32 protein-coding genes and 1 other annotated feature are annotated in these 24,256 nt (G+C 44.3%); all 32 genes read right to left on the bottom strand.

Annotation, left to right across the window (positions count from 1 at the left end):
* Nucleotide 1: 1 nt before the first annotated feature.
* Nucleotides 2-184, bottom strand: coding sequence for a 50S ribosomal protein L30 (gene rpmD, locus EDD68_RS08895; RefSeq protein WP_132371897.1), 183 nt, complete (start codon nucleotides 182-184; stop codon nucleotides 2-4).
* Nucleotides 185-197: 13 nt separating this feature from the next.
* A complete protein-coding gene (gene rpsE / locus EDD68_RS08890; protein WP_132371896.1) occupies nucleotides 198-701 on the bottom strand; it encodes a 30S ribosomal protein S5 in 504 nt (167 codons plus the stop codon).
* A 21-nt stretch (nucleotides 702-722) separates the two neighbouring features.
* Complete coding sequence (gene rplR / locus EDD68_RS08885) at nucleotides 723-1,085, bottom strand: 50S ribosomal protein L18 (RefSeq protein ID WP_132371895.1); 363 nt, start codon at nucleotides 1,083-1,085, stop codon at nucleotides 723-725.
* Nucleotides 1,086-1,117: 32 nt separating this feature from the next.
* Nucleotides 1,118-1,657 carry a 50S ribosomal protein L6 gene (gene rplF / locus EDD68_RS08880; protein ID WP_132371894.1) on the bottom strand — a complete coding sequence of 180 codons (540 nt, stop codon included), beginning with the start codon at nucleotides 1,655-1,657 and terminating at the stop codon, nucleotides 1,118-1,120.
* A 30-nt stretch (nucleotides 1,658-1,687) separates the two neighbouring features.
* Nucleotides 1,688-2,086, bottom strand: a complete 399-nt coding sequence (rpsH, locus tag EDD68_RS08875) for a 30S ribosomal protein S8 (protein WP_132371893.1) — start codon at nucleotides 2,084-2,086, stop codon at nucleotides 1,688-1,690.
* A gap of 29 nt (nucleotides 2,087-2,115) precedes the next feature.
* On the bottom strand, nucleotides 2,116-2,301 hold the full coding sequence (locus tag EDD68_RS08870) for a type Z 30S ribosomal protein S14 (RefSeq protein WP_077324032.1): 186 nt from the start codon (nucleotides 2,299-2,301) through the stop codon (nucleotides 2,116-2,118).
* Nucleotides 2,302-2,325: 24 nt separating this feature from the next.
* A complete protein-coding gene (gene rplE, locus EDD68_RS08865) occupies nucleotides 2,326-2,865 on the bottom strand; it encodes a 50S ribosomal protein L5 (protein WP_132371892.1) in 540 nt (179 codons plus the stop codon).
* Between the two features lie 26 nt (nucleotides 2,866-2,891).
* Nucleotides 2,892-3,203, bottom strand: coding sequence for a 50S ribosomal protein L24 (gene rplX, locus EDD68_RS08860; protein WP_132371891.1), 312 nt, complete (start codon nucleotides 3,201-3,203; stop codon nucleotides 2,892-2,894).
* Between the two features lie 39 nt (nucleotides 3,204-3,242).
* On the bottom strand, nucleotides 3,243-3,611 hold the full coding sequence (gene rplN / locus EDD68_RS08855) for a 50S ribosomal protein L14 (protein WP_132371890.1): 369 nt from the start codon (nucleotides 3,609-3,611) through the stop codon (nucleotides 3,243-3,245).
* 41 nt (nucleotides 3,612-3,652) lie between these two features.
* Nucleotides 3,653-3,916, bottom strand: coding sequence for a 30S ribosomal protein S17 (gene rpsQ, locus EDD68_RS08850; RefSeq protein ID WP_132371889.1), 264 nt, complete (start codon nucleotides 3,914-3,916; stop codon nucleotides 3,653-3,655).
* 24 nt (nucleotides 3,917-3,940) lie between these two features.
* The gene (gene rpmC / locus EDD68_RS08845; RefSeq protein WP_132371888.1) at nucleotides 3,941-4,141 is read right to left on the bottom strand and encodes a 50S ribosomal protein L29; all 201 of its coding nucleotides are present in this window, start codon (nucleotides 4,139-4,141) and stop codon (nucleotides 3,941-3,943) included.
* The gene (gene rplP, locus EDD68_RS08840; protein ID WP_132371887.1) at nucleotides 4,131-4,565 is read right to left on the bottom strand and encodes a 50S ribosomal protein L16; all 435 of its coding nucleotides are present in this window, start codon (nucleotides 4,563-4,565) and stop codon (nucleotides 4,131-4,133) included. Before rplP ends, rpmC begins: the two co-directional genes overlap by 11 nt.
* Nucleotides 4,566-4,583: 18 nt before the next feature.
* On the bottom strand, nucleotides 4,584-5,225 hold the full coding sequence (gene rpsC, locus EDD68_RS08835) for a 30S ribosomal protein S3 (protein ID WP_132371886.1): 642 nt from the start codon (nucleotides 5,223-5,225) through the stop codon (nucleotides 4,584-4,586).
* Between the two features lie 3 nt (nucleotides 5,226-5,228).
* The gene (gene rplV, locus EDD68_RS08830) at nucleotides 5,229-5,570 is read right to left on the bottom strand and encodes a 50S ribosomal protein L22 (protein ID WP_132371885.1); all 342 of its coding nucleotides are present in this window, start codon (nucleotides 5,568-5,570) and stop codon (nucleotides 5,229-5,231) included.
* A gap of 21 nt (nucleotides 5,571-5,591) precedes the next feature.
* A complete protein-coding gene (rpsS, locus tag EDD68_RS08825; protein WP_132371884.1) occupies nucleotides 5,592-5,870 on the bottom strand; it encodes a 30S ribosomal protein S19 in 279 nt (92 codons plus the stop codon).
* Between the two features lie 54 nt (nucleotides 5,871-5,924).
* Nucleotides 5,925-6,758, bottom strand: coding sequence for a 50S ribosomal protein L2 (gene rplB / locus EDD68_RS08820; RefSeq protein WP_132371883.1), 834 nt, complete (start codon nucleotides 6,756-6,758; stop codon nucleotides 5,925-5,927).
* A gap of 41 nt (nucleotides 6,759-6,799) precedes the next feature.
* Nucleotides 6,800-7,090 (bottom strand): 50S ribosomal protein L23, encoded by a 291-nt coding sequence (rplW, locus tag EDD68_RS08815; RefSeq protein ID WP_132371882.1) that lies wholly within the window; start codon nucleotides 7,088-7,090, stop codon nucleotides 6,800-6,802.
* Nucleotides 7,090-7,713 carry a 50S ribosomal protein L4 gene (gene rplD, locus EDD68_RS08810; protein ID WP_132371881.1) on the bottom strand — a complete coding sequence of 208 codons (624 nt, stop codon included), beginning with the start codon at nucleotides 7,711-7,713 and terminating at the stop codon, nucleotides 7,090-7,092. Before rplD ends, rplW begins: the two co-directional genes overlap by 1 nt.
* 26 nt (nucleotides 7,714-7,739) lie before the next feature.
* Nucleotides 7,740-8,369 (bottom strand): 50S ribosomal protein L3, encoded by a 630-nt coding sequence (rplC, locus tag EDD68_RS08805; protein WP_132371880.1) that lies wholly within the window; start codon nucleotides 8,367-8,369, stop codon nucleotides 7,740-7,742.
* Nucleotides 8,370-8,397: 28 nt separating this feature from the next.
* The gene (gene rpsJ / locus EDD68_RS08800) at nucleotides 8,398-8,706 is read right to left on the bottom strand and encodes a 30S ribosomal protein S10 (RefSeq protein WP_132371879.1); all 309 of its coding nucleotides are present in this window, start codon (nucleotides 8,704-8,706) and stop codon (nucleotides 8,398-8,400) included.
* Nucleotides 8,706-8,834, bottom strand: coding sequence for a hypothetical protein (locus EDD68_RS15590; RefSeq protein ID WP_279388246.1), 129 nt, complete (start codon nucleotides 8,832-8,834; stop codon nucleotides 8,706-8,708). Before EDD68_RS15590 ends, rpsJ begins: the two co-directional genes overlap by 1 nt.
* 251 nt (nucleotides 8,835-9,085) lie before the next feature.
* Complete coding sequence (tuf, locus tag EDD68_RS08790; protein WP_132371878.1) at nucleotides 9,086-10,276, bottom strand: elongation factor Tu; 1,191 nt, start codon at nucleotides 10,274-10,276, stop codon at nucleotides 9,086-9,088.
* 129 nt (nucleotides 10,277-10,405) lie between these two features.
* The gene (fusA, locus tag EDD68_RS08785; protein ID WP_132371877.1) at nucleotides 10,406-12,484 is read right to left on the bottom strand and encodes an elongation factor G; all 2,079 of its coding nucleotides are present in this window, start codon (nucleotides 12,482-12,484) and stop codon (nucleotides 10,406-10,408) included.
* A 47-nt stretch (nucleotides 12,485-12,531) separates the two neighbouring features.
* Nucleotides 12,532-13,002: a 30S ribosomal protein S7 gene (rpsG, locus tag EDD68_RS08780; protein WP_132371876.1), complete on the bottom strand. Its 471-nt coding sequence runs from the start codon at nucleotides 13,000-13,002 to the stop codon at nucleotides 12,532-12,534.
* Between the two features lie 48 nt (nucleotides 13,003-13,050).
* Nucleotides 13,051-13,464: a 30S ribosomal protein S12 gene (rpsL, locus tag EDD68_RS08775; RefSeq protein ID WP_132371945.1), complete on the bottom strand. Its 414-nt coding sequence runs from the start codon at nucleotides 13,462-13,464 to the stop codon at nucleotides 13,051-13,053.
* A gap of 98 nt (nucleotides 13,465-13,562) precedes the next feature.
* Nucleotides 13,563-13,814, bottom strand: a complete 252-nt coding sequence (locus EDD68_RS08770) for a 50S ribosomal protein L7ae-like protein (protein WP_132371875.1) — start codon at nucleotides 13,812-13,814, stop codon at nucleotides 13,563-13,565.
* 124 nt (nucleotides 13,815-13,938) lie between these two features.
* A complete protein-coding gene (gene rpoC / locus EDD68_RS08765) occupies nucleotides 13,939-17,550 on the bottom strand; it encodes a DNA-directed RNA polymerase subunit beta' (protein ID WP_132371874.1) in 3,612 nt (1,203 codons plus the stop codon).
* A gap of 40 nt (nucleotides 17,551-17,590) precedes the next feature.
* Entirely contained in the window at nucleotides 17,591-21,139 is a 3,549-nt protein-coding gene (gene rpoB, locus EDD68_RS08760; protein ID WP_132371873.1) for a DNA-directed RNA polymerase subunit beta, read from the bottom strand.
* A 447-nt stretch (nucleotides 21,140-21,586) separates the two neighbouring features.
* Entirely contained in the window at nucleotides 21,587-22,189 is a 603-nt protein-coding gene (locus tag EDD68_RS08755; protein ID WP_132371872.1) for a class I SAM-dependent methyltransferase, read from the bottom strand.
* Between the two features lie 140 nt (nucleotides 22,190-22,329).
* Entirely contained in the window at nucleotides 22,330-22,695 is a 366-nt protein-coding gene (gene rplL, locus EDD68_RS08750; RefSeq protein WP_132371871.1) for a 50S ribosomal protein L7/L12, read from the bottom strand.
* Nucleotides 22,696-22,746: 51 nt separating this feature from the next.
* On the bottom strand, nucleotides 22,747-23,247 hold the full coding sequence (gene rplJ / locus EDD68_RS08745) for a 50S ribosomal protein L10 (protein ID WP_132371870.1): 501 nt from the start codon (nucleotides 23,245-23,247) through the stop codon (nucleotides 22,747-22,749).
* A 39-nt stretch (nucleotides 23,248-23,286) separates the two neighbouring features.
* Nucleotides 23,287-23,438: a sequence feature (ribosomal protein L10 leader region), on the bottom strand.
* A 44-nt stretch (nucleotides 23,439-23,482) separates the two neighbouring features.
* Complete coding sequence (gene rplA / locus EDD68_RS08740) at nucleotides 23,483-24,181, bottom strand: 50S ribosomal protein L1 (RefSeq protein WP_132371869.1); 699 nt, start codon at nucleotides 24,179-24,181, stop codon at nucleotides 23,483-23,485.
* Nucleotides 24,182-24,256 lie beyond the last annotated feature (75 nt).

Here is a 24,256-nt window from a genome sequence, read left to right as displayed (position 1 = left end):
ATTAAACTTCTTTTACTGTAACAAGATGGGACACTTTGTTCACCATTCCGCGAATAGCAGGTGTATCGTCATGAACAACTGAATGGCGTATTTTTCTTAATCCGAGTGCCTTTACGGTATCACGCTGATCCTGTGGTCTGCCAATTACACTTCTCACGAGGGTAATTTCTAGTTTTTTGGTCATTTGATTTCCCTCCTTATCCTAACAGTTCCTCTACGGACTTACCACGAAGTTTTGCTACCTGATCTGCAGTTTTCAGTTCTTTTAAGCCCTGTACTGTAGCACGAACCATGTTGATTGGTGTATTGGAACCTAATGATTTTGACAGGATGTCGCCTACACCTGCAAGTTCAAGTACCGCACGCACTGGACCGCCGGCAATGATTCCTGTACCTTCTGAAGCTGGTTTCATTAAAATGCTTCCTGCACCGAATTCACCGATGACTTCATGTGGAATAGTCGTGCCGACAATGGGTACTGTTATCAAATTTTTCTTTGCATCCTCAATCGCTTTACGGATGGCATCCGGAACTTCCTGTGCTTTTCCTGTTCCAAATCCTACGTGACCGTTTTTATCTCCAACGACAACCAGGGCAGTAAAGCGGAATCGGCGTCCGCCCTTCACGACTTTAGCTACACGGTTGACTGTTACTACACGTTCTTCCAGGTCCAACTTATTTGGATCAATGTGTTTACGCATGTGTTTCCCTCCTTTTTACGTTTAAAATTTAAGGCCTGCTTCACGCGCTGCATCTGCCAGAGCTTTCACACGTCCATGATATAAGTAACCTCCGCGATCAAAAACAACGGATTCATATCCCTTGTCTTTTGCACGTTTAGCAATCATTTCGCCGACCTTTTTTGAAGCTTCCATGTTACCAGTTGAATCGAGATCAAATTCTTTATCAATCGTAGATGCGCTTGCCAGGGTTACACCCTCCACATCATCAATAAGCTGTGCGTAAATATGTTTATTGGAACGGTATACGTTTAGGCGAGGGCGTTCTTTTGTACCGAACACAGTTTTCCGTACCCGTGCGTGGCGTTTTTTGCGAACTACGTTTTTATCCTGCTTTGTGATCATCTAGGTCACTCCTTTCTGTTCCTCACCGAACATTATTTAGCCGTTTTACCTTCTTTGCGGCGTACATATTCGCCTTCATAACGAATCCCTTTGCCTTTATAAGGCTCTGGCGGACGAATAGCACGGATGTTTGCTGCAACTGCGCCTACTTTTTCTTTGTCAATTCCTTTTACAATAATTTTTGTGTTTGATGGAACTTCAAGTTCGATGCCGTCTTCTTCTTGAACTTCTACTGGATGAGAATATCCGGCATTGATGACTACCTTTTTGCCCTGTTTTTGGGCACGATAACCAACCCCGATGATCTCCAGGCTCTTTTCAAAACCTTTTGTCACGCCTTCAACCATATTGCCGATCAGGCTGCGGGTCGTTCCATGCAAGGCGCGATGCTTTTTGCTGTCGCTCGGGCGCTCAACGGTAAGAATATTGTCTTCTACTTTTATCGTTAACTCATCGCTAAAGGTTTGAGTTAATTCACCTTTTGGACCTTTTACAGTGACGGTGTTGTTTTCGTCGATTTTTACTTCTACACCGTTTGGGATTTCTAGTGGCTTAAAACCTACACGTGACATTCCTTGCACCTCCTGTCATACCGATAGTAATTACCAAATGTAAGCAAGTACTTCTCCGCCGACTGCCTGCTGACGCGCTTCCTTATCTGTTAACACACCTTTCGAAGTTGAAACCACCGCTATTCCTAGACCGTTCAACACACGAGGAAGTTCATCAGCTTTGGCATAGACACGCAAACCGGGCTTGCTGATGCGTTTCAGGCCAGTAATAACACGCTCGTTGTTTGGTCCGTATTTCAGGAAAATACGCAAAATACCCTGTTTGTTGTCTTCAATATATTCATAATCGCGGATAAAACCTTCACGCTTTAGGATTTCAGCTATTTCCTTTTTTAATTTAGAAGCAGGCACTTCCAACTTTTCATGTCGTACCATGTTTGCGTTACGAATACGAGTTAGCATATCTGCAATTGGATCTGTCATTGTCATTGTACATTACCTCCTTCCCGATTCTGGGATTACCAGCTCGCTTTTTTCACACCTGGAATCTGACCTTTATATGCTAATTCACGGAAACAAATACGGCAAAGTTTAAACTTGCGAATAACAGAGTGGGGACGTCCGCAACGTTCACAGCGTGTATATTCGCGCACTTTAAACTTCTGTGGGCGCTTTTGTTTCGCAATCATTGATTTCTTTGCCACAATCTTCCCTCCTTTTCAACTTTCTTATTTTTTAAACGGCATTCCTAATTGAGCAAGAAGTTCACGTGCTTCCTCGTCTGTTTCAGCCGTTGTAACAATTACGATATCCATTCCTCGAACTTTATTCACTTTATCGTAATCAATTTCAGGGAAAATTAATTGTTCTTTAACACCGAGAGTATAGTTTCCGCGTCCATCAAAGGATTTATTGGATACTCCGCGAAAGTCACGCACTCGTGGCAGTGCCACATGGATCAGCTTTTGCAGAAAGTCATACATGCGTTCTCCGCGAAGGGTTACTTTTGCTCCAATAGGCATTCCCTCGCGAAGACGGAATCCCGCAATGGATTTTTTGGCACGGGTAATGGCTGGTTTTTGACCGGAAATTAAAGCTAGCTCTTCTACTGCACTGTCCAGTGCCTTTGCGTTTTGAACCGCATCACCAACACCCATGTTGATCACGATTTTTTCGATTTTAGGGACCTGCATAACAGAACTATAGTTAAACTTATTCATCAAAGCTGGAACGACTTCTTGCTGGTATTGTTCTTTTAATGTGTTCATCTTGTAGACCTCCTTTCGCCGCTAAACTATTTATCTAATGGTTCACCGGATTTTTTGGCAATACGCACTTTTTTGCCGTCACGAATCTCATAACCAACTCGGGTTGGTTCCCCTGTTTTGGGGTCAATCGGCATAACATTGGAAACATGAATTGGCGCTTCCATTGTCAAAATGCCGCCCTGAGGGTTTTCCTGTGAAGGCTTGGAATGTTTCTTCACCATATTAATGCCTTCTACTAATACACGATCTTTTTTAGGGTATGCTTCAAGAATCGTTCCGGTTTTCCCTTTATCTTTTCCTGAAATGACTTTTACTTTATCGCCTTTTTTTACATGCATGTTCGCGCACCTCCTTGCAAGGCTGTCATGATTTGACCGTTATAGAACTTCCGGAGCCAGTGAAACAATTTTCATAAACTTCTTGTCACGAAGTTCGCGGGCTACCGGACCAAAGATACGGGTACCGCGCGGGCTTTTATCATCCCGGATAATCACCGCTGCATTTTCGTCAAAACGGATGTAAGAGCCATCTTTGCGGCGAACACCGCTCTTAGAACGAACGACAACTGCTTTTACAACGTCTCCCTTTTTGACAACGCCTCCTGGTGTTGCCTGTTTAACAGAGCAGACGATGATATCTCCGATGTTTGCGGTTTTGCGGCCGGATCCGCCCAAAACTTTAATGGTAGCCACCTCACGGGCACCAGAGTTATCAGCAACTTTTAAACGAGTTTCCTGTTGGATCATTGCCTAGTTACCTCCCTTCGGATTACACAGAACCAAACTTTTTAGATAATAACCGCTTCTTCTACGATTTCGACCAGACGAAAACGTTTTGTGGCTGATAGCGGGCGAGTTTCCATAATGCGAACAATATCGCCTACTTTTGCCTGGTTGTTTTCATCATGAGCCTTAAATTTTTTAGAGTATTTTACACGCTTTTTGTACAGTGGATGAAACTTATATGTCTCAACGAGAACCGTAATCGTTTTATCCATTTTGTCAGAAACAACACGACCAGTATATACCTTACGATTTGTACGTTCACTCATTTGAGGCAGGCCTCCTCTCTTTTATCAGTTATTAACTCCAAGCTCTCTTTCACGTATGATCGTTTTCATACGAGCAATATCTTTACGAACCTGACGAAGACGGGTTGTGTTTTCAAGCTGGCCAGTAGCTAGCTGGAAACGCAAATTGAAAAGTTCTTCTTTCAATGATTTAATTTTCTGTTCAATTTCGGCAGTGGTTAATTCTCTGATTTCATTAGCTTTCATTATTTTCACCACCAATTTCTTCACGTTTTACAAATTTCGTTTTAATCGGCAGTTTATGAGAAGCAAGCCGTAAAGCTTCACGAGCTACCTCTTCAGATACGCCAGCAATTTCAAACATTACTTTTCCTTCCTTAACAACTGCAACCCATCCTTCAGGAGCACCTTTACCGGATCCCATTCGCACTTCAAGTGGCTTCGCTGTTTTTGGTTTATCCGGGAAAATCTTAATCCATACTTTACCGCCACGCTTCATGTAACGGGTCATGGCGATACGAGCTGCTTCAATTTGACGGCTTGTAATCCATGCACCTTCCAGTGCCTGCAAACCGTATTCACCAAAAGTCACTTTTGTGCCGCCTTTTGCACGGCCTTTCAGACTGCTGCGATGCTGTCTGCGGTATTTTACACGTTTAGGCATTAACATGTTGCTTTTCCCCCTTCCTTAGTCTTTCTTTTTGGATGGAAGGACTTCTCCACGATAAATCCACACTTTGACACCCAGTTTTCCGTAAGTAGTGTCTGCTTCGGCCGTTCCATAGTCAATATCGGCGCGAAGTGTGTGAAGTGGTACAGTTCCTTCGCTATAGTGTTCCGCACGCGCAATATCAGCTCCGCCAAGACGACCTGATACCTGCGTTTTGATTCCTTGGGCGCCAGCACGCATGGCACGCTGAATCGCCTGTTTTTGTACACGGCGGAAAGATACACGATTTTCAAGCTGACGTGCAATATTTTCTGCTACCAGTTTGGCATCAAGTTCTGGTTTTTTCACTTCAACGATGTTGATGTGAACCCGCTTTCCTGTCAGCTGATTCAAAGATTTGCGAAGTGCTTCTACTTCAGATCCACCTTTACCGATGACCATTCCTGGTTTTGCTGTATGAATGGTAATGTTTACACGATTCGCTGCACGTTCTACTTCAACGGAAGATACTGCAGCATCTTTTAAACGGTTTTCTATAAATTCACGAATTTTGATATCTTCATGAAGTAAGTCTGCATAATCTTTTTCCGCATACCACTTAGATTCCCAGTCGCGGATAATACCGATACGAAGACCTACCGGGTTTACTTTTTGACCCACAGATTATCCCTCCTTCTTTTCTGATACAACTACCGTAATATGGCTGGTGCGCTTATTTATTCTAGAAGCACGGCCCTGTGCACGCGGACGAAAACGTTTCAGCGTTGGACCTTCATTCACAAAAGCTTCGGAAACCACTAAATTGTCAGCATCCATTTCATAGTTATGCTCTGCGTTAGCAACTGCTGATTTTAAAACTTTTTCCACAATAGGTGAAGCAGCACGGTTCGTATGACGCAAAATCGCAAACGCTTCTCCTACTTCTTTTCCTCGAATTAAATCGATGACTAAGCGAGCTTTACGAGGAGCAATACGAACAGTTCTCGCAATGGCTTTAGCTTGCATCTGGAATGCCTCCTCTCATCATTAGCGTTTTGTTTTCTTATCATCGCCAGCATGACCTTTAAAGGTGCGGGTAGGTGCAAATTCACCCAGTTTATGACCGACCATATCTTCTGTGATATAAACCGGTACATGCTTGCGTCCATCGTATACGGCAATTGTGTGTCCGACGAATTCAGGGAATATCGTTGAACGACGAGACCATGTTTTAATGACCTGCTTTTTATCGTCTTCATTCAGTTTCTGAATCTTTTTCATTAAATGATCATCTACAAAAGGTCCTTTTTTCAGGCTGCGACCCATGAATAAACCTCCCTTCGAGATTGCACAACCAGTTTGAAACTGGCTTTCAATCCGTTATTTCTTCTTACGGCGACGTACAATAAACTTATCTGATGGTTTGTTTTTCTTACGGGTTTTAAGACCGATCGTTGGTTTACCCCATGGAGATACAGGGGATGGACGACCGATTGGTGCTTTACCTTCACCACCGCCATGAGGGTGATCGGCTGGGTTCATAACAGAACCTCGTACAGTTGGGCGCTTGCCTTTCCAGCGGTTGCGTCCAGCTTTACCAATATTGATTAGTTCATGATCCAGGTTACCGACCTGACCAACTGTAGCACGGCAAGTGCCAAGAATCATACGAACTTCACCAGACGTTAAACGGACAAGTACATACTTTCCTTCTTTACCAAGAATCTGAGCCTGGGCACCTGCAGAACGAACGAGCTGCCCACCGCGTCCTGGTTTAAGTTCAATATTGTGGATCACCGTACCCACAGGGATATTTTTTAATGGAAGAGCGTTTCCTACCTTAATATCTGCATCTTCTCCAGACATAATCTCCATGCCTACTTCGAGACCTTTTGGAGCAAGAATATAACGCTTTTCACCATCTTTATAATGAATCAGAGCAATGTTAGCAGAACGGTTTGGATCGTATTCGATTGTAGCAACGCGTCCTGGTATTCCATCTTTATTACGCTTGAAGTCAATGATGCGATATTTACGCTTATGACCACCGCCTTGATGACGAACGGTTAACTTCCCCTGATTGTTGCGTCCAGCGCGTTTGTTTAACGGCGCCAGCAGCGATTTTTCCGGCTTATCAGTCGTGATTTCTGCAAAGTCTGATACAGACATGCCACGACGTCCGTTTGAGGTTGGCTTATATTTTTTGATCGCCATCTCATTTTCCCTCCTTCAAGAAAAAAATCATAGTCTATTCATTAAACACTTTCAAAGAAATCGAGTTCTTTACTGTCTGGTGTTAAGGTAACAATAGCTCTCTTGCGGTTCGGACGATAGCCTCCGTAACGTCCCATTCTTCTAAACTTGCCTTTCTTGTTCATGGTGTTTACTTTTTCGACCTTAACGCCAAAAATGGTTTCTACTGCCTGTTTAATTTCGGTTTTGTTGGCTTTTGGATCTACTTCAAAGGTATATTTTTTGTCAGCCATTAAATCAGCTGAATGCTCTGTAATGACGGGGCGCTTAATAATATCACGTGGGTCTTTCATCATGCAAGCACCTCCCCTGCTTTTTCAGCTGCTTCTTTTGTAATAATCAGCTTGTCATGCGCAAGCAAATCCAGAACATTCACTTCTTCTACGGTTAAAACATTCACACCTGGAATGTTGTTGGCAGAAAGAACAATGTTTTTGTCCTCCCCTGCTGTTACAATAAGGGCTTTTTCATTTACGTTTAAGCCTTTAAGCATGCTAACAACTTCTTTTGTCTTTGGTGCTTCGATTGAAAGATCGTCAAGTACAATGATGTTTTCATCAAGCACTTTGGAAGAAAGCGCAGATTTCAGTGCCAGACGGCGCACTTTTTTTGGAAGCTTATAGCTGTAGCTTCTAGGAGTTGGACCAAATACGGTTCCCCCGCCTACCCATTGAGGAGAACGAATGGATCCCTGACGTGCACGGCCTGTTCCTTTTTGACGCCATGGTTTGCGTCCACCGCCTCTGACTTCCGAACGGTTCTTTACCTTATGTGTACCCTGACGCTGGGATGCACGCTGCATGACCACAGCTTCATGCAATACATGAGTGTTAGGCTCAATGCCAAAAACCGCATCATTCAGTTCAATGTCTCCTACCTGGGAGCCATTTTGATTATATAGTGCTACTTTAGGCATGACATATCCTCCCTTCGTTTACGTCCTTAGTTCGCCTTTACCGCACTTGTGATTTTTACATATGATTTCTTTGCACCAGGAATATTTCCTTTAATTAAAATTAAGTTGCGTTCAGGATCAACTTTTACAACTTCAAGATTTTGGATGGTCACTTTTTCTCCACCCATTTGTCCAGGGAGTTTTTTCCCTTTTAACACGTGCATGGGATCAATCGGTCCCATTGACCCTGGACGACGGTGATAGCGAGAACCGTGACTCATTGGTCCGCGGGACTGATTATGGCGCTTGATGGCACCCTGAAAACCTTTCCCCTTAGACGTTCCCGTCACATCCACCTTTTCTCCTGGTTCAAAAATATCTACCTTCACTTCTTGACCTACTTCATATTCGTCAAGATTCGCATTACGGATTTCGCGAATGAAGCGCTTAGGCTTTGTGTTTGCTTTTTCAGCATGACCTTGTTCCGGCTTATTCGCACGAGAATCTTTTTTGTCACCAACACCTAATTGAATCGCTTCATAGCCGTCATTTTCTTTTGTTTTCTTTTGCAGGACAACGTTTGGTTCTGCTTCAACGACAGTGACTGGAATCAATTCTCCATCTTCGGAGAACAGCTGAGTCATGCCGATTTTTTTTCCTAAGATTCCTTTCGCCATCCGTCACACCTCCTAATCGCATGTCAGATTATAATTTGATTTCAATATCAACGCCTGATGGCAAATCTAATCGCATCAGTGAATCCACAGTTTGTGGAGTAGGGCTCAAAATATCGATTAAACGCTTGTGTGTGCGCATCTCGAACTGTTCGCGAGAATCCTTATATTTGTGCACCGCACGCAAGATTGTGTAAACCGTTTTTTCCGTAGGCAGCGGAATCGGACCAGAGACCTTTGCTCCTGATCGTTTCGCTGTTTCTACGATTTTTTCTGCAGACTGATCAAGAATACGATGATCATAAGCCTTTAAACGAATGCGAATTTTTTCTTTTGCCATTATTTTCCCTCCTTTTTCGCCCATTTTAAAAACAGACATTCTCCGCGAAAATTTCCTGACTGCCCTGCCATGGCAAAGGGGCCGGGTGTGTCAGCAACCTTCCGCATCATCGCCTTAATGCCCAACATTACTCATTATAATGAAGAATAATGCTGAATGCAACCTTTATTTGTATCTTTCAAAAAATTGCACGCACAGTATTATACAAACTTCTCTCTTGATTTTCAAGGTCTTCCGGAAAAAGGGGAAACATCGCCTATTTTATAGTTAAATTCTCTACCAGTATGTAAAATAAATTGTCTATTTAAACTTTTTCTGCAACCACAAAAAAGCAGACAGCTAAGTCGCTGTCTGCTTCTATCGGATCTGTTATTCTTCATTACTCGATAATTTGAGATACAACGCCTGCTCCTACAGTACGTCCACCTTCACGGATAGAAAACTTCGTTCCGTCTTCGATCGCGATTGGTGAAATCAGTTCTACTGTCATTTCTACGTTATCTCCAGGCATAACCATTTCTACACCATCTGGAAGAGTGATTACACCAGTTACGTCAGTTGTACGGAAGTAGAACTGAGGACGATAGTTAGAGAAGAATGGAGTATGACGTCCACCTTCTTCTTTAGATAGTACATAAACTTCTGCTTTAAATTTAGTGTGTGGTGTAATCGTTCCTGGTGCAGCAAGAACCTGACCACGTTTTACTTCTTCACGGGAGATACCGCGAAGCAGTGCACCGATGTTGTCTCCAGCTTCAGCATAGTCAAGAAGCTTACGGAACATTTCTACACCAGTAACAGTAGTTTTTTGTGCTTCGTCAGCAAGACCGATAATTTCTACTTCGTCACCAACTTTGATTTGACCGCGCTCAACACGACCAGTTGCAACTGTACCGCGTCCGGTGATGGAGAATACGTCCTCTACAGGCATCATGAATGGTTTGTCAGTGTCACGGTCTGGAGTTGGGATGTACTCATCTACTGCATCCATCAGCTCAAGAATAGCGTTTTCGTAGTCAGCATCACCTTCAAGAGCTTTTAACGCAGAACCTTTGATGACTGGTACATCGTCACCAGGGAATTCGTATTCAGACAGAAGATCGCGAACTTCCATTTCTACTAGCTCAAGAAGCTCTTCGTCGTCTACCATGTCTGTTTTATTCAAGAATACGACGATTGCAGGTACACCTACCTGACGGGAAAGAAGAATGTGCTCACGAGTCTGTGGCATTGGACCATCAGCCGCAGATACTACAAGGATCGCACCGTCCATCTGAGCTGCACCAGTGATCATGTTTTTAACGTAGTCAGCGTGACCCGGGCAGTCAACGTGTGCATAGTGACGGTTGTCAGTTTCATACTCAACGTGTGCAGTTGCGATCGTAATACCGCGCTCACGCTCTTCTGGAGCACCGTCGATCTGGTCGTATGCCATCGCAGTACCTTTACCAGATTTTTTGTGAAGTACGTGAGTGATTGCTGCAGTTAAAGTAGTTTTACCATGGTCAACGTGTCCAATAGTCCCGATGTTAACATGGGGTTTGGAACGATCAAATTTTTCTTTTGACATTTATATTTCCTCCTTTTAAAGAATTAATGACTTATGGATTAATATTTATGTTGTGCCCGGAAGCAATCGGGAAAGACTGCTTCCGAGTCTACTACAACAAGTTATAATTGATGGGTGTTAAAATGTTAATTATTGACCACTATTTTTCTTGATAATCTCTTCTGCAATATTTTTAGGTACTTCTTCGTAGTGATCAAAGTGCATCGTATACGTTCCACGTCCCTGTGTGTTTGAGCGAAGTGCTGTTGCATAGCCAAACATTTCGGATAGTGGAACAAACGCATTAACGACAGATGCATTTCCCCGTGAACCCATTCCTTCAACACGTCCACGACGGGAAGTGATATCACCCATGACATCACCCATGTAGTCTTCAGGTACGACTACTTCCACTTTCATCATCGGTTCAAGCAAAACAGGTTTACATTTGTTTTTCGCTTCTCTCAGCGCAAGGGAAGCTGCAACTTTAAAGGCTGTTTCACTTGAGTCCACATCGTGGTATGAACCATCAAACAGAGTAGCTTTCACGTCGATTAATGGATATCCGGCAAGCACTCCATTTTCCATGGCTTCTTCAAGACCAGCTTTTACTGCCGGAATGTATTCACGAGGGACTACACCACCGACAATGGCGTCATGGAATTCGAATCCTGCACCTTCTTCATTTGGCTCAAAGCGGATCCAGACATGACCGTACTGACCGCGACCACCAGACTGGCGAATGAACTTACCTTCAACTTCTGCAGTTTCGCGGAATGTTTCACGGTAAGCAACCTGTGGAGCACCAATGTTGGCTTCCACTTTAAATTCACGCTTGAGGCGGTCCACGATAATGTCAAGATGAAGCTCTCCCATACCGGCAATAATGGTCTGACCTGTTTCAGGATTGGTTTCAGTTCTGAATGTAGGGTCTTCTTCTGCCAGCTTAGCAAGAGCTACAGCCATTTTATCCTGATCTGCTTTCGATTTTGGTTCGATGGCAACCTCGATAACTGGTTCTGGGAATTCCATCGATTCAAGAATTACTGGGTTCTTGTCATCACATAGTGTATCGCCTGTAGCTGTATCTTTCAATCCTACTGCAGCAGCAATATCACCGGCATATACGCGAGATATTTCTTCACGGTGATTGGCGTGCATTTGCAGGATTCGACCGATACGCTCACGTTTGTCTTTTGTGGAGTTCTTTACATAAGATCCAGAATCAAGGGTACCTGAATAAACACGGAAGAATGTCAGTTTACCTACATACGGGTCTGTCATGACTTTAAATGCCAGAGCTGAGAAGGGTTCATCGTCACTGGACTTGCGTTCAATTTCTTCCTCGGTATCAGGAACGACACCTTTGATTGATGGAACATCAAGTGGAGACGGAAGATAGTCCACAACAGCATCCAGCATGAGCTGTACCCCTTTGTTTTTGAAGGCAGAACCACAAAGTACAGGATAGAATTCTACGTTACAAGTTGCCTTACGGATGGCAGCTTTCAGTTCTTCTTTTGTGATTTCTTCACCTTCCAGGTATTTCATCATTAAGTCTTCGTCGAGCTCGGCAACAGCTTCAATTAGTTTGGCGCGATATTCTTCTGCCTGATCTTTATATTCGTCAGGTACTGGACGGGACTCTGTACGAGTTCCTAAATCGTCTGTATAATAATAAGCTTCCATTTCTACCAGATCAATGATGCCCTCAAACTCATCTTCAGCGCCAATTGGCAGCTGAATTGGATGAGCATTGGCACCAAGACGATCATGCAAGGTGCTTACAGAATACAGGAAGTCTGCTCCCACTTTGTCCATCTTATTGACAAAAACGATTCGAGGTACACCATAGGTTGTTGCCTGACGCCATACCGTCTCCGTCTGTGGCTCAACTCCGGACTGAGCATCAAGTACGGCAACAGAACCGTCAAGAACACGCAAGGAACGTTCAACCTCAACAGTGAAGTCTACGTGGCCCGGTGTATCGATAATATTGATACGATGGCCCTTCCATTGAGCAGTAGTCGCCGCGGATGTAATGGTGATTCCGCGTTCCTGTTCCTGCTCCATCCAGTCCATCTGGGAAGCACCTTCGTGAGTTTCTCCAATTTTATGAATACGTCCTGTATAGAACAAAATACGTTCGGTAGTCGTTGTTTTTCCGGCATCGATGTGAGCCATAATTCCGATATTACGGTATTTGTCTAAGGAGAACTCTCTAGCCATGCAACTTTCTCCTTCCTGAAATGTAGTTTAAGAATGTTCGAATGCGATTACCAGCGATAATGGGCAAATGCTTTATTCGCTTCCGCCATTTTATGCGTATCTTCACGTTTCTTAACAGCTGCACCTGTATTATTAGCAGCATCGATAATTTCATTTGCCAGTCTTTCTTCCATGGTCTTTTCACCACGAAGACGTGCATAGTTTACAATCCAGCGAAGCCCTAATGCCTGACGGCGCTCCGGACGGACTTCCACCGGCACCTGATAGTTGGAACCACCAACACGGCGAGCTCGAACTTCAAGTACAGGCATTACGTTTTTTAGAGCCTGTTCAAACACTTCCATTGGCTCTTTTCCTGTACGCTCCTGAACTAATTCAAAAGCATGATAAAGAATTTTTTGTGCTTTACCCCTCTTGCCATCAACCATAATCTGGTTAATTAAGCGAGTTACAAGTTTGGAATTGTAAATTGGATCTGGCAGTACATCACGTTTTGCTACTGGACCTTTACGAGGCATAAGTCACCCTCCTTTCAAAATGTCGTAGAACTAGTACGAGATATCCGATTAATTCTTAGGTTTTTTCGTTCCGTATTTCGAACGTCCCTGTTTGCGGTCTTCAACTCCTGCAGTATCCAGGGCGCCGCGAACAATGTGGTAACGTACACCCGGCAAGTCCTTAACACGTCCACCACGGATTAATACTACACTGTGTTCCTGGAGATTGTGACCAATACCAGGAATATATGCAGTCACCTCAATACCATTTGTCAGACGAACACGAGCATATTTACGAAGAGCTGAGTTCGGCTTCTTAGGAGTCATCGTTCCAACACGGGTACATACTCCGCGTTTTTGTGGTGATGGATTGTTAGTTAAGGATTTTTTGAAACTGTTGTATCCTTTATTCAAAGCAGGTGAATCAGATTTTCTTGTCTTGCTTTTACGCCCTTTGCGTACTAGCTGGTTAATGGTAGGCATATCGTTTCCTCCTTTCATTTCCTGATGTAATACCACACATCCAGGTGGTTCATAAAAATGCAAAAAACAAAGTTTTGACGAAATCAATCGCCAAAGCTTTAGTGTTTGATCGCAACAGTCGCTGCTCCAACGTCGATCCCACATGTTTTTCCAAGTTTTTTCATGGAATCCACACGGAATACGGGAATGTCATTTTGTTCTGCCATTCGTATAACTTTACCGGTCACATGGGAGTCTGCGTCTTCTGCTATGATGACTTCCTTCACTTCGCCATTTTTTATGGCTTTTATGGACTGTTTGGTTCCAATGATTATCCTGGATTTTGCCTGTGCTACTTTTTCATAAGACATTGGTATATCCTCCAAAGTAACAAGGTAATGGAAGCACCTTGAATATATTATCACTTCTCATTTGTTCATGTCAACGATATTTTTAAAAATTCAAGGTGCTTCCGATTTTCCTCATCCTATCCAGTTATTGTGCTGTTATTTCTTCCCGGCTCTCTTCTTCTGTTGCTTCAACTTCATTCTTCTGTACATTCAGTTTGCGGTAACGGTTCATACCGGTTCCTGCTGGCACCAGTTTACCGATGATGACATTTTCTTTTAAGCCGAGCAGTTCATCTGTTTTCCCTTTGATAGCGGCATCCGTAAGCACTCTGGTTGTTTCCTGGAAGGATGCTGCAGACAGAAATGAGTCTGTCTCAAGGGATGCTTTTGTAATACCGAGAATGATCGGACGTCCCACTGCTGGCTGTTTGCCTTCCTGTATGGCTTTTCGGTTAGCATCTTTAAATTGGAACACTTCAAGCAGTGAACCTGGAAGGACATCTGTATCTCCGGCATCTACCACACGGACTTTCCGGAGCATCTGGCGCACCATAACCTCAATATGCTTGTCGCTGATTTCTACACCCTGTATACGATAAACCTTTTGTACTTCGCGAAGCAAATATTCCTGAACCCCTTCCACGCCTTGTACTTTCAGGAGTTCCTTTGGATCGACAGAACCCTCTGTCAGTTCCTGGCCAGCAACAACTGAATCGCCGACGGAAACTTTGATCCTTGCACTGAGGGGTGCTGTGTAGGATCGTTTTTCAACATCACCCTGTACAACAATTTCCAATTTATCCTTAAGTTCATTAATTTCTTCAACAGTACCAAATACTTCACTGATGACAGCCTGACCTTTTGGATTACGGGCCTCAAACAGCTCCTGAATACGGGGCAGACCCTGAGTAATGTCATCTCCCGCTACACCGCCTGTGTGGAAGGTACGCATGGTAAGCTGTGTCCCTGGTTCTCCAATAGACTGTGCAGCGATAATTCCGACTGCCTCTCCAACTTCCACCTCGTCGCCGATTGCCAGGTTGCGCCCGTAACATTTTTTACAGACACCGTGGCGGGTGTTACATGTAAACACAGAGCGGATTTCGACTTCTTCTATACCAGACTCTACAATTTGCTTCGCCTGGTCTTCCGAAATCATATTATTGCGTTTAACAATGGTTTCGCCTGTTTCTGGGTTACGGATCGTTCGAAAGGCTGTACGCCCTACAAGGCGGTCGTACAATGGTACGATTTCTTCGTTGCCATCTTTCAGAGCACGCACGGTCATGCCCCGGTCGGTTCCGCAGTCGTCTTCCCGGACAATCACATCCTGGGCGACATCTACTAGACGTCGGGTTAAGTAACCTGAGTCGGCTGTCTTCAGAGCTGTATCCGCAAGACCTTTACGGGCTCCGTGAGTGGAAATGAAGTATTCCAGTACCGTCAGACCCTCACGGAAGCTGGATTTAATCGGAAGCTCGATAATCCGTCCGGCCGGGTTGGCCATCAGACCACGCATACCTGCAAGCTGCGTGAAGTTGGATGCGTTACCCCGTGCACCGGAATCACTCATCATAAAGATCGGGTTGTGTGAATCCAGAGAGCCCATCAGTTTATCCTGAATTTCGTCCTTCGCTTCCGTCCAGGTGCTGATCACACGGTCATAGCGCTCTTCTTCTGTAATAAGTCCCCGGCGGAACTGTTTCATGACCTTATCGATTTTAGCCTGGGCTTTTTCAAGAATTTCTTGCTTTTCAGGCAATACAACGATATCGGAAATGCCAATTGTAATCCCGGCTTTAGTTGAGTAATGGAAACCAAGATCCTTCATGCGGTCAAGCATTTTGGATGTTTCCGTAATTTTAAAGCGCTTGAATACCTCTGCGATAATATCCCCAAGGATACCTTTCTTAAACGGAGGAACAAGATCTCGTTTTTCGAATTCCTCTTTCACATTGGTACCCTTTGGTACAAAATATTTTTCTGGAGTTTTATTTTCAAGATTGTTTGCAGTCGGTTCATTAATGTATGGGAATGAATTTGGCAGCATCTCATTGAAAATCAGTTTTCCGACCGTTGTTAAAAGAAGCATATTGTTCTGATCTTCGGTGAATGTCTCATTATTTAATGAGCCTGCATCGACTGCAATCCGTGAATGAAGATGCACATATCCATTTTGGTAAGCAATCAACGCTTCATTGGCATCTTTAAATACTTTCCCTTCACCAATTGCCCCTTTACGCTCCAGAGTCAGGTAATAGTTTCCTAACACCATGTCCTGTGACGGTGTGACTACTGGCTTACCGTCTTTAGGATTCAGGATGTTTTGGGCAGCAAGCATCAGGATACGTGCTTCCGCCTGGGCTTCGGCGGAAAGTGGTACGTGAACCGCCATCTGATCTCCATCAAAGTCTGCGTTATATGCTGTACATACCAGTGGATGCAGCCTGATGGCACGGCCCTCAACAAGGGTTGGCTCAAATGCCTGGATACCAAGCCTGTGCAGTGTCGGTGCACGGTTCAGGAGTACTGGGTGCTCTTTAATCACATCTTCAAGCACGCCCCATACTTCCGGATGTACCCGTTCAATTTTCCGTTTAGCAGACTTAATGTTATGCGCCAGCCCCCGATCAACCAGCTCTTTCATCACAAATGGCTTAAACAGTTCCAGAGCCATTTCTTTCGGAAGACCGCACTGATACATTTTCAGACCTGGACCCACAACAATGACCGAACGTCCGGAGTAGTCGACACGCTTACCTAACAGGTTCTGACGGAAACGCCCCTGCTTACCCTTTAACATGTGGGAAAGGGATTTTAATGGGCGATTTCCAGGCCCGGTTACCGGACGGCCCCGGCGTCCGTTATCAATTAGTGCATCTACCGCTTCCTGAAGCATCCGCTTTTCGTTTTGAACAATAATGCTTGGAGCTCCAAGATCAAGCAGCCGCTTCAGACGATTGTTTCGGTTTATGACACGGCGATATAGATCATTCAAATCAGATGTAGCAAAGCGTCCCCCATCCAGTTGAACCATTGGGCGGAGTTCCGGTGGAATAACCGGAAGCACATCCAGGATCATCCAGGATGGGTCGTTTCCAGAATGACGGAATGCTTCAAGCACTTCAAGACGTTTGATGGCACGGGTACGGCGCTGACCCTGTGCTGTTCTTAGCTCTTCTCTTAATGCTTCTACTTCTTTATCCAGATCAATATCTTTTAAAAGCTTGCGGATGGCTTCCGCTCCCATCATAGCCTTAAAAGATTGTCCGTATTTTTCCCTGTATGAACGGTATTCCTTTTCAGAAAGAAGCTGTTTCTTTTCTAATGGAGTATCCCCTGGATCTGTCACCACATAGGCCGCAAAATAAATCACTTCCTCGAGTGCACGCGGGGACATATCAAGGACTAGCCCCATACGACTGGGAATCCCTTTAAAATACCAGATATGGGAGACAGGGGCTGCCAGTTCAATATGCCCCATCCGCTCCCTTCTCACTTTGGATTTTGTCACTTCTACACCACATCGGTCACATACGACACCTTTGTAGCGAACACGTTTATATTTTCCACAGTGACATTCCCAGTCCTTTGTGGGACCAAAAATCCGTTCACAAAACAACCCGTCTTTTTCAGGTTTTAAGGTCCGATAGTTGATGGTTTCTGGTTTTTTTACTTCACCATAAGACCAGGAGCGGATTTTATCCGGTGAAGCCAAACCGATTTTCATGAATTCAAAGTTATTTACATCTAGCAAGGGGCCAACCTCCCTTTTAATCCTGGTTTAACCGATTCCATTACTTCGTGACACTTTTTTTGCTATCCACCTGGACATCCAGCTGTTCTGCAGGCTGATCGTCTTCTTCGATATCGCGCATTTCGATCTCTGTCTCATCACTGGAAAGAATTTTTACATCCATTCCAAGGCTTTGAAGCTCTTTGATTAATACCTTAAATGACTCCGGCACTCCAGGCTCTGGTACGTTTTCACCTTTAACAATTGCTTCATACGTTTTCACACGGCCGACAACATCATCGGATTTAACGGTTAATAACTCCTGCAAGGTATATGCTGCACCATATGCCTCAAGGGCCCACACCTCCATCTCGCCAAAACGCTGGCCACCAAACTGAGCTTTACCGCCCAGCGGCTGCTGAGTGACGAGTGAGTATGGTCCGGTTGAGCGTGCATGTAGCTTATCATCGACCATGTGAGCCAATTTGAGCATGTACATAACACCGACTGATACTCGATTATCAAAAGGTTCGCCTGTACGGCCATCGTACAGAACGGTTTTTGCGTCCCGTGGCAAACCTGCTTCATCCAGGGTTTCCCAGACGTCTTCCTCATCAGCACCGTCAAATACCGGCGAAGCCACATGAATGCCGAGCTGTCTGGCTGCCATACCGAGATGAAGCTCAAGCACCTGACCGATGTTCATCCGGGATGGTACACCTAGGGGGTTCAACATGATATCCACCGGGGTGCCATCCGGCAAGAACGGCATATCTTCTTCAGGCAAAATTTTTGAGATAACCCCTTTGTTTCCATGTCGTCCTGCCATCTTATCCCCTTCAGAAATCTTCCGCTTCTGAACAATGTAGACACGCACAAGCTGGTTGACGCCAGGAGGCAGTTCATCTCCATCTTCCCGCTTAAATACTTTTACATCGAGAACAATGCCGCCTCCGCCATGGGGGACTCGTAAAGATGTGTCACGGACTTCACGGGCTTTTTCACCAAAAATGGCATGAAGCAGGCGCTCTTCGGCAGTCAGTTCGGTTACACCTTTAGGCGTAACCTTACCCACAAGCAGGTCCCCATCGGAAACTTCTGCACCGATTCTTACAATTCCTCGTTCATCGAGGTTTTTTAAGGCGTCTTCCCCAACGTTTGGAATATCACGCGTGATTTCCTCCGGTCCCAATTTCGTGTCACGGGCTTCAGATTCAAACTCCTCAATATGAATAGAGGTATATACATCATCTTTTACAAGACGCTCACTCATGATAATTGCGTCCTCAAAGTTGTATCCATCCCAGGTCATGAAGGCAACAAGCACGTTACGGCCAAGGGCAAGTTCTCCCTGTTCCATAGACGGCCCGTCTGCAAGAATATCACCTTTCTTCACCCGTTCACCCTTTTCCACAATCGGACGCTGATTGTAACATGTACCCTGGTTTGAACGAACGAATTTTTGCAGGCGATAGCGGTCTAAATCTCCCTTTACTTCTTTTCCGTCCACTTCAGAAACACGGCGAACGAGAACTTCTTTAGCCTCAACCCGTTCAACAATTCCATCATGTTTACAGATGACAGCTGCACCAGAGTCTTTCCCTGAAACATACTCCATTCCCGTTCCCACAATTGGTGCTTCCGGCTGCATGAGAGGCACTGCCTGACGCTGCATGTTTGCGCCCATTAAAGCCCGGTTGGAGTCGTCGTTTTCCAGGAAAGGGATACAGGCTGTTGCAGCTGAAACGACCTGTTTAGGGGAAACATCCATATAGTCTACACGGTCCCGGGGAACCACAATGTTTTCCCCCCGGAAACGGGCAATGACTTCCTCATCAATAAAGTTACCCTCGTCATCGAGACGTGCATTCGCCTGGGCGACGACATAATTGTCTTCTTCGTCAGCTGTCAGGTAGTCGATTTGCGCCGTTACCTTTCCCGTTTCAGGATCTATTCTGCGATAAGGTGTTTCGATAAATCCAAACTTATTGACTTTCGCATATGAAGATAGGGAATTAATCAAGCCAATGTTTGGACCCTCAGGCGTCTCAATCGGACACATACGGCCATAATGCGAATAGTGAACGTCACGGACTTCAAATCCTGCGCGTTCCCTGGTAAGACCGCCCGGTCCAAGGGCTGACAGCCTCCGTTTATGGGTTAATTCTGCCAGCGGATTCGTCTGGTCCATAAACTGAGACAGCTGAGAACTGCCGAAAAATTCCTTGATCGATGCGATGACTGGACGAATATTGATCAATTGCTGAGGTGTAATGGAACTCGTATCCTGAATCGACATTCGTTCACGGACCACACGTTCCATTCTCGATAAACCAATCCGGAACTGGTTCTGCAATAATTCACCAACCGAACGAAGGCGACGATTTCCCAGATGGTCAATATCGTCAGTATCTCCTACTTCATGTAACAAGTTAAAGAAATAGCTGATTGAAGCAATGATGTCGGCCGGTGTAATGTTTTTTACACCATCTTCTACCTGGGCATTGCTGATCACATTCAGCGTTTTTTCGCCTTCGGGATCAGTTGGGTCGTAAATTTTAATGGACTGAATCTTAATCGGGTCATCCAAAACCCCTTCATGAGGCTCTAGAATTTGCTCACCCAGCCTGTTTTCCTCATTTTCCAGGTAAGGTAATATTCTATTCAGCAAACGGCGATCCATTCGGTCACCTTCACGGGCAATCACTTCGCCAGTTTCCGCATCAACAATGTTTTCCGCAAGGATCTGGTTAAATATACGATTTTTAATATGGAGTTTTTTGTTGATCTTATAACGTCCCACGTGAGCAAGGTCATATCGTTTAGGGTCAAAGAAACGGGAGATCAGCAGGCTCTTTGCATTTTCAACAGTGGGCGGTTCTCCCGGACGCAGACGTTCATAAATTTCCAGAAGCGCTTTTTCGCTGTTTTCTGTATTGTCTTTTTCTAGCGTATTTCTCAAAAACAGGTTGTCTCCGAGCAGTTCGATTATATCTTCATCTGTGCTAAATCCCAGGGCACGGAGCAGCACTGTGATTGGCAATTTTCTTGTTCGGTCAATTCGTACATGTACCACATCTTTTGCATCAGTCTCAAACTCAAGCCATGCTCCACGGTTTGGAATGACGGTAGCCGTATATCCTTTTTTGCCGTTTTTATCCATCTTTTCACTGTAATAAACACTTGGAGAACGGACGAGCTGAGATACGATGACACGTTCTGCACCATTAATAATAAAGGTGCCTGTGTCTGTCATCAGAGGAAAATCCCCCATGAACACTTCCTGCTCTTTTACTTCCCCTGTTTCTTTATTCAGCAGTCGTACCTTTACACGAAGAGGAGCTGAATACGTGACGTCTCGCTCTTTTGCTTCGTCCACCGGGTACTTCGGTTCACCCAGACTATAATCTACAAATTCTAATGAAAGGTTTCCGGTGAAGTCTTCGATCGGGGAAATGTCCTGAAACATCTCTCTCAAACCTTCTTCGAGGAACCATTCATATGAAGCGGTTTGAATTTCGATTAAGTTTGGCAATTCCAGAACTTCACTGATACGCGCGTAACTTCTTCGCTGGCGGTGTCGACCATATTGAACTAGTTGACCTGTCAACTGATTCACCCCTCAAACAAACATAATTTAAAAACAAAGGGTCCGGCAAAAAAGTGCATGCCGAACATAGATTATGCAGGCCTCCTCTGCCCACATAAGCATGTTATATGGTACATTCGTTTTATATCACTTAACCGGCCGAAAATTCCGCAAAATACATGGGAGAGATCGGTCGGTCAAAGCCAGTAGATCAGTCCATTTAAACGACGGGATCGCTGCTTCAGAAAATCGTATATAAAACGAATGGCCTATCCTATTTTCATTCTCTCTAACGTTAGACAAAAAGAAAAAGGGTTTTGCTATGAAAACCGCTTATGATTGTTTATTCTCAGTTTTACCATTATATCCCATAACAGAGGTGAAATATACATCTCATGCCATGAAAAATTCCCCTTGACAAGAGTTTTTATATGTTGGCATTTTTCAATATTAGCATAGCTAAAACGTTCAGTCAAACTTTTTTGCAACAATAATGTAATATCCTTTGTTTCTTTTTCTTATATCGGCATGGCCAAAGATTTCCTCAAGTTTTTTCTTCGCGGAAGGTGCTCCCTGTTTTTTTTGAAGAACGATCCAGAGTTCCCCGCCTGTGAGCAGTGCATGAAAACTGTCTTCAAATAGACGGTGAACAATATTTTTTCCGGCACGAACCGGGGGATTTGAAACGATGGCAGCAAACTTCTGTTCCGAAACACCATCCAGCAGATCACTTTCCCGGACAGTAACATTTGTTATATGATTATCCGCTGCATTCTTTCTCGCAAGCTCCAGGGCCCGTTGATTCACATCTATCATGTATACATGACGGGATGGGTAACGATGTGCCAGGGAAAGTCCAATAGGACCGTAACCACAGCCCACATCCACAATCGGACCTTCTACCTCAGGCTCTTCAAAATATTCAATTAAGGTTCTGGAACCAAAATCAACTTTTCCTTTAGAAAAAACACCATGATCCGAAGTAAATATGAATGTTTTCTCCCGGAGATGTTCCTTCCAGGTTACCGGTTCACTTTTGGATGCCGGGTCTTTTGAATAGTAGTGATCCATGCTAACACCTTCCAGAATTCATTTTTACCAGATGGCATCATCCTTAATCAAAATGGCTCATGAAAAAATGCCCTGGAATAAGATATAAAAAGCAAAGCCCGCCGGTAAACAGCGAGCTTTACTCATTTCATTTCAGCGACTTACTTCAACTCTACAGAAGCACCTGCTTCTTCAAGTTTAGCTTTCAGTTCTTCAGCTTCTTCTTTTGCAACGCCTTCTTTAACTGGTTTTGGAGCGTTATCGACTAAGTCTTTTGCATCTTTCAAGCCAAGACCAGTGATTTCGCGTACAGCTTTAACCACTTTGATTTTAGAGCTTCCTGCATCGGTAAGTACGACATCAAATTCAGATTTTTCTTCAGCAGCATCTCCACCAGCTGCACCGCCTGCAACAGCCACAGGAGCTGCAGCAGTTACACCAAATTCTTCTTCAATCGCTTTAACAAGTTCGTTAAGTTCAAGAACAGTCATCTCTTTAAGCGCATCAATAATTTGTTCTTTCGTCATCTTAATTCCTCCTCAAATATTTTGTTTTATCAGACGTTCAGAATCAGGCGATTAAGCACCTGCTTCTTCTTTTTGGTCGGCAATGGCCTTTGCGGCATATGCAAAATTGCGCACAGGAGCCTGAAGCACGCTGAGCAGCATAGAAAGCAAACCTTCGTAGGATGGAAGATCTGCAAGCTCTTTAATTTGTTCAAGAGAAGCGATGTTTCCTTCAATCACTCCACCTTTAATTTCAAGAGCTTCGTGATCCTTTGCAAAGTTGTTTAACACTTTGGCAGGAGCCACTACATCTTCGTCACTGAACGCTATGGCAGTCGGTCCAGTAAGAATGTCATTCAGTTCCGTTAAATCTGCCTTCTCAGCAGCACGGCGAGTCATCGTATTTTTGTATACTTTAAAATCAACTCCCGCTTCACGAAGCTGTTTGCGAAGTTCAGTTACTTCTTCAACATTCAGGCCGCGGTAGTCAACAAGAATCGTTGACTTACTGTTCTGTAATTTTTCAGCAATTTCAGTTACCATTTGTTTTTTGTGTTCAAGGGTTTTGCTCATCCATTCCACCTCCTGTTCCCGTCACTATACCGCAGGTGCGAAAATCTAAAAAAATGCCTCCATAGACATGGAGGCACGTATCGTAAATCTGCACAGCTAAACCATGCAGTTGATTTCCGACTCGTATACCTCGGTAGGAAATTAAGCGAATGAACCGCACCTACTGTCTACGGTATAATGCATGTATTCATTTTGCCAGAGCCATTATAACGAACTCCAGCGTGAAAGTCAATTTTTATTTGCGTACATATCCGGAAACATCCACACGGATTCCAGGACCCATGGTAGAAGAAATGGCTGCATTGCGCATGTAAGTACCTTTTGAAGATTGTGGTTTAGCTTTGATTAGGGTTTCTACAAGCGCTTCAAAGTTTTCCACAAGTTTTTGATTATCAAAGGATACTTTTCCGATTGGAACGTGAATGTTACCAGATTTGTCCACACGGTATTCAATTTTACCGGCCTTGATTTCTTTTACAGCTTTTTCCACTTCAAATGTTACGGTTCCTGTCTTGGGGTTTGGCATGAGCCCTTTAGGTCCAAGGACACGTCCGAGTTTACCGACTTCGGCCATCATGTCAGGAGTAGCAACGACTACATCAAAATCAAACCAGCCTTGATTGATTTTGTTGATAAGATCCTGCTCACCTACATAATCTGCGCCGGCTGCCTCTGCTTCTCTTGCTTTTTCACCTTTTGCGAAAACAAGAACTTTCTGGGTTTTACCAGTTCCATGCGGTAGTACCATAGCTCCGCGAATTTGCTGATCCGCTTTTTTCGGATCGACCCCGAGACGGAATGCAGCATCAACGGTTTCATCAAATGAAGCCGTAGCAGTCTTTTTCACCAGTTCCACTGCTTCATTAATGCCGTAAGCTTTTGTACGATCAATCAGTTTTAAAGCTTCTAAATACTTTTTTCCTTTCTTAGCCATAACATTTCCTCCTCAAATGTGGTTTTAACGGCTGAACCTCCCACTAATAAAGGTTGCGAAATGGTTCCCCATCCT

Origin of the sequence: Melghiribacillus thermohalophilus (genome assembly GCF_004342905.1) — a bacterium.
In the GTDB taxonomy this organism is placed as follows: Bacteria; Bacillota; Bacilli; order Bacillales; family Alkalibacillaceae; genus Melghiribacillus; species Melghiribacillus thermohalophilus.
The sequence above is the reverse complement of the archived record's forward strand: the minus strand, read 5'-3'. Positions and strand labels throughout refer to the sequence as shown.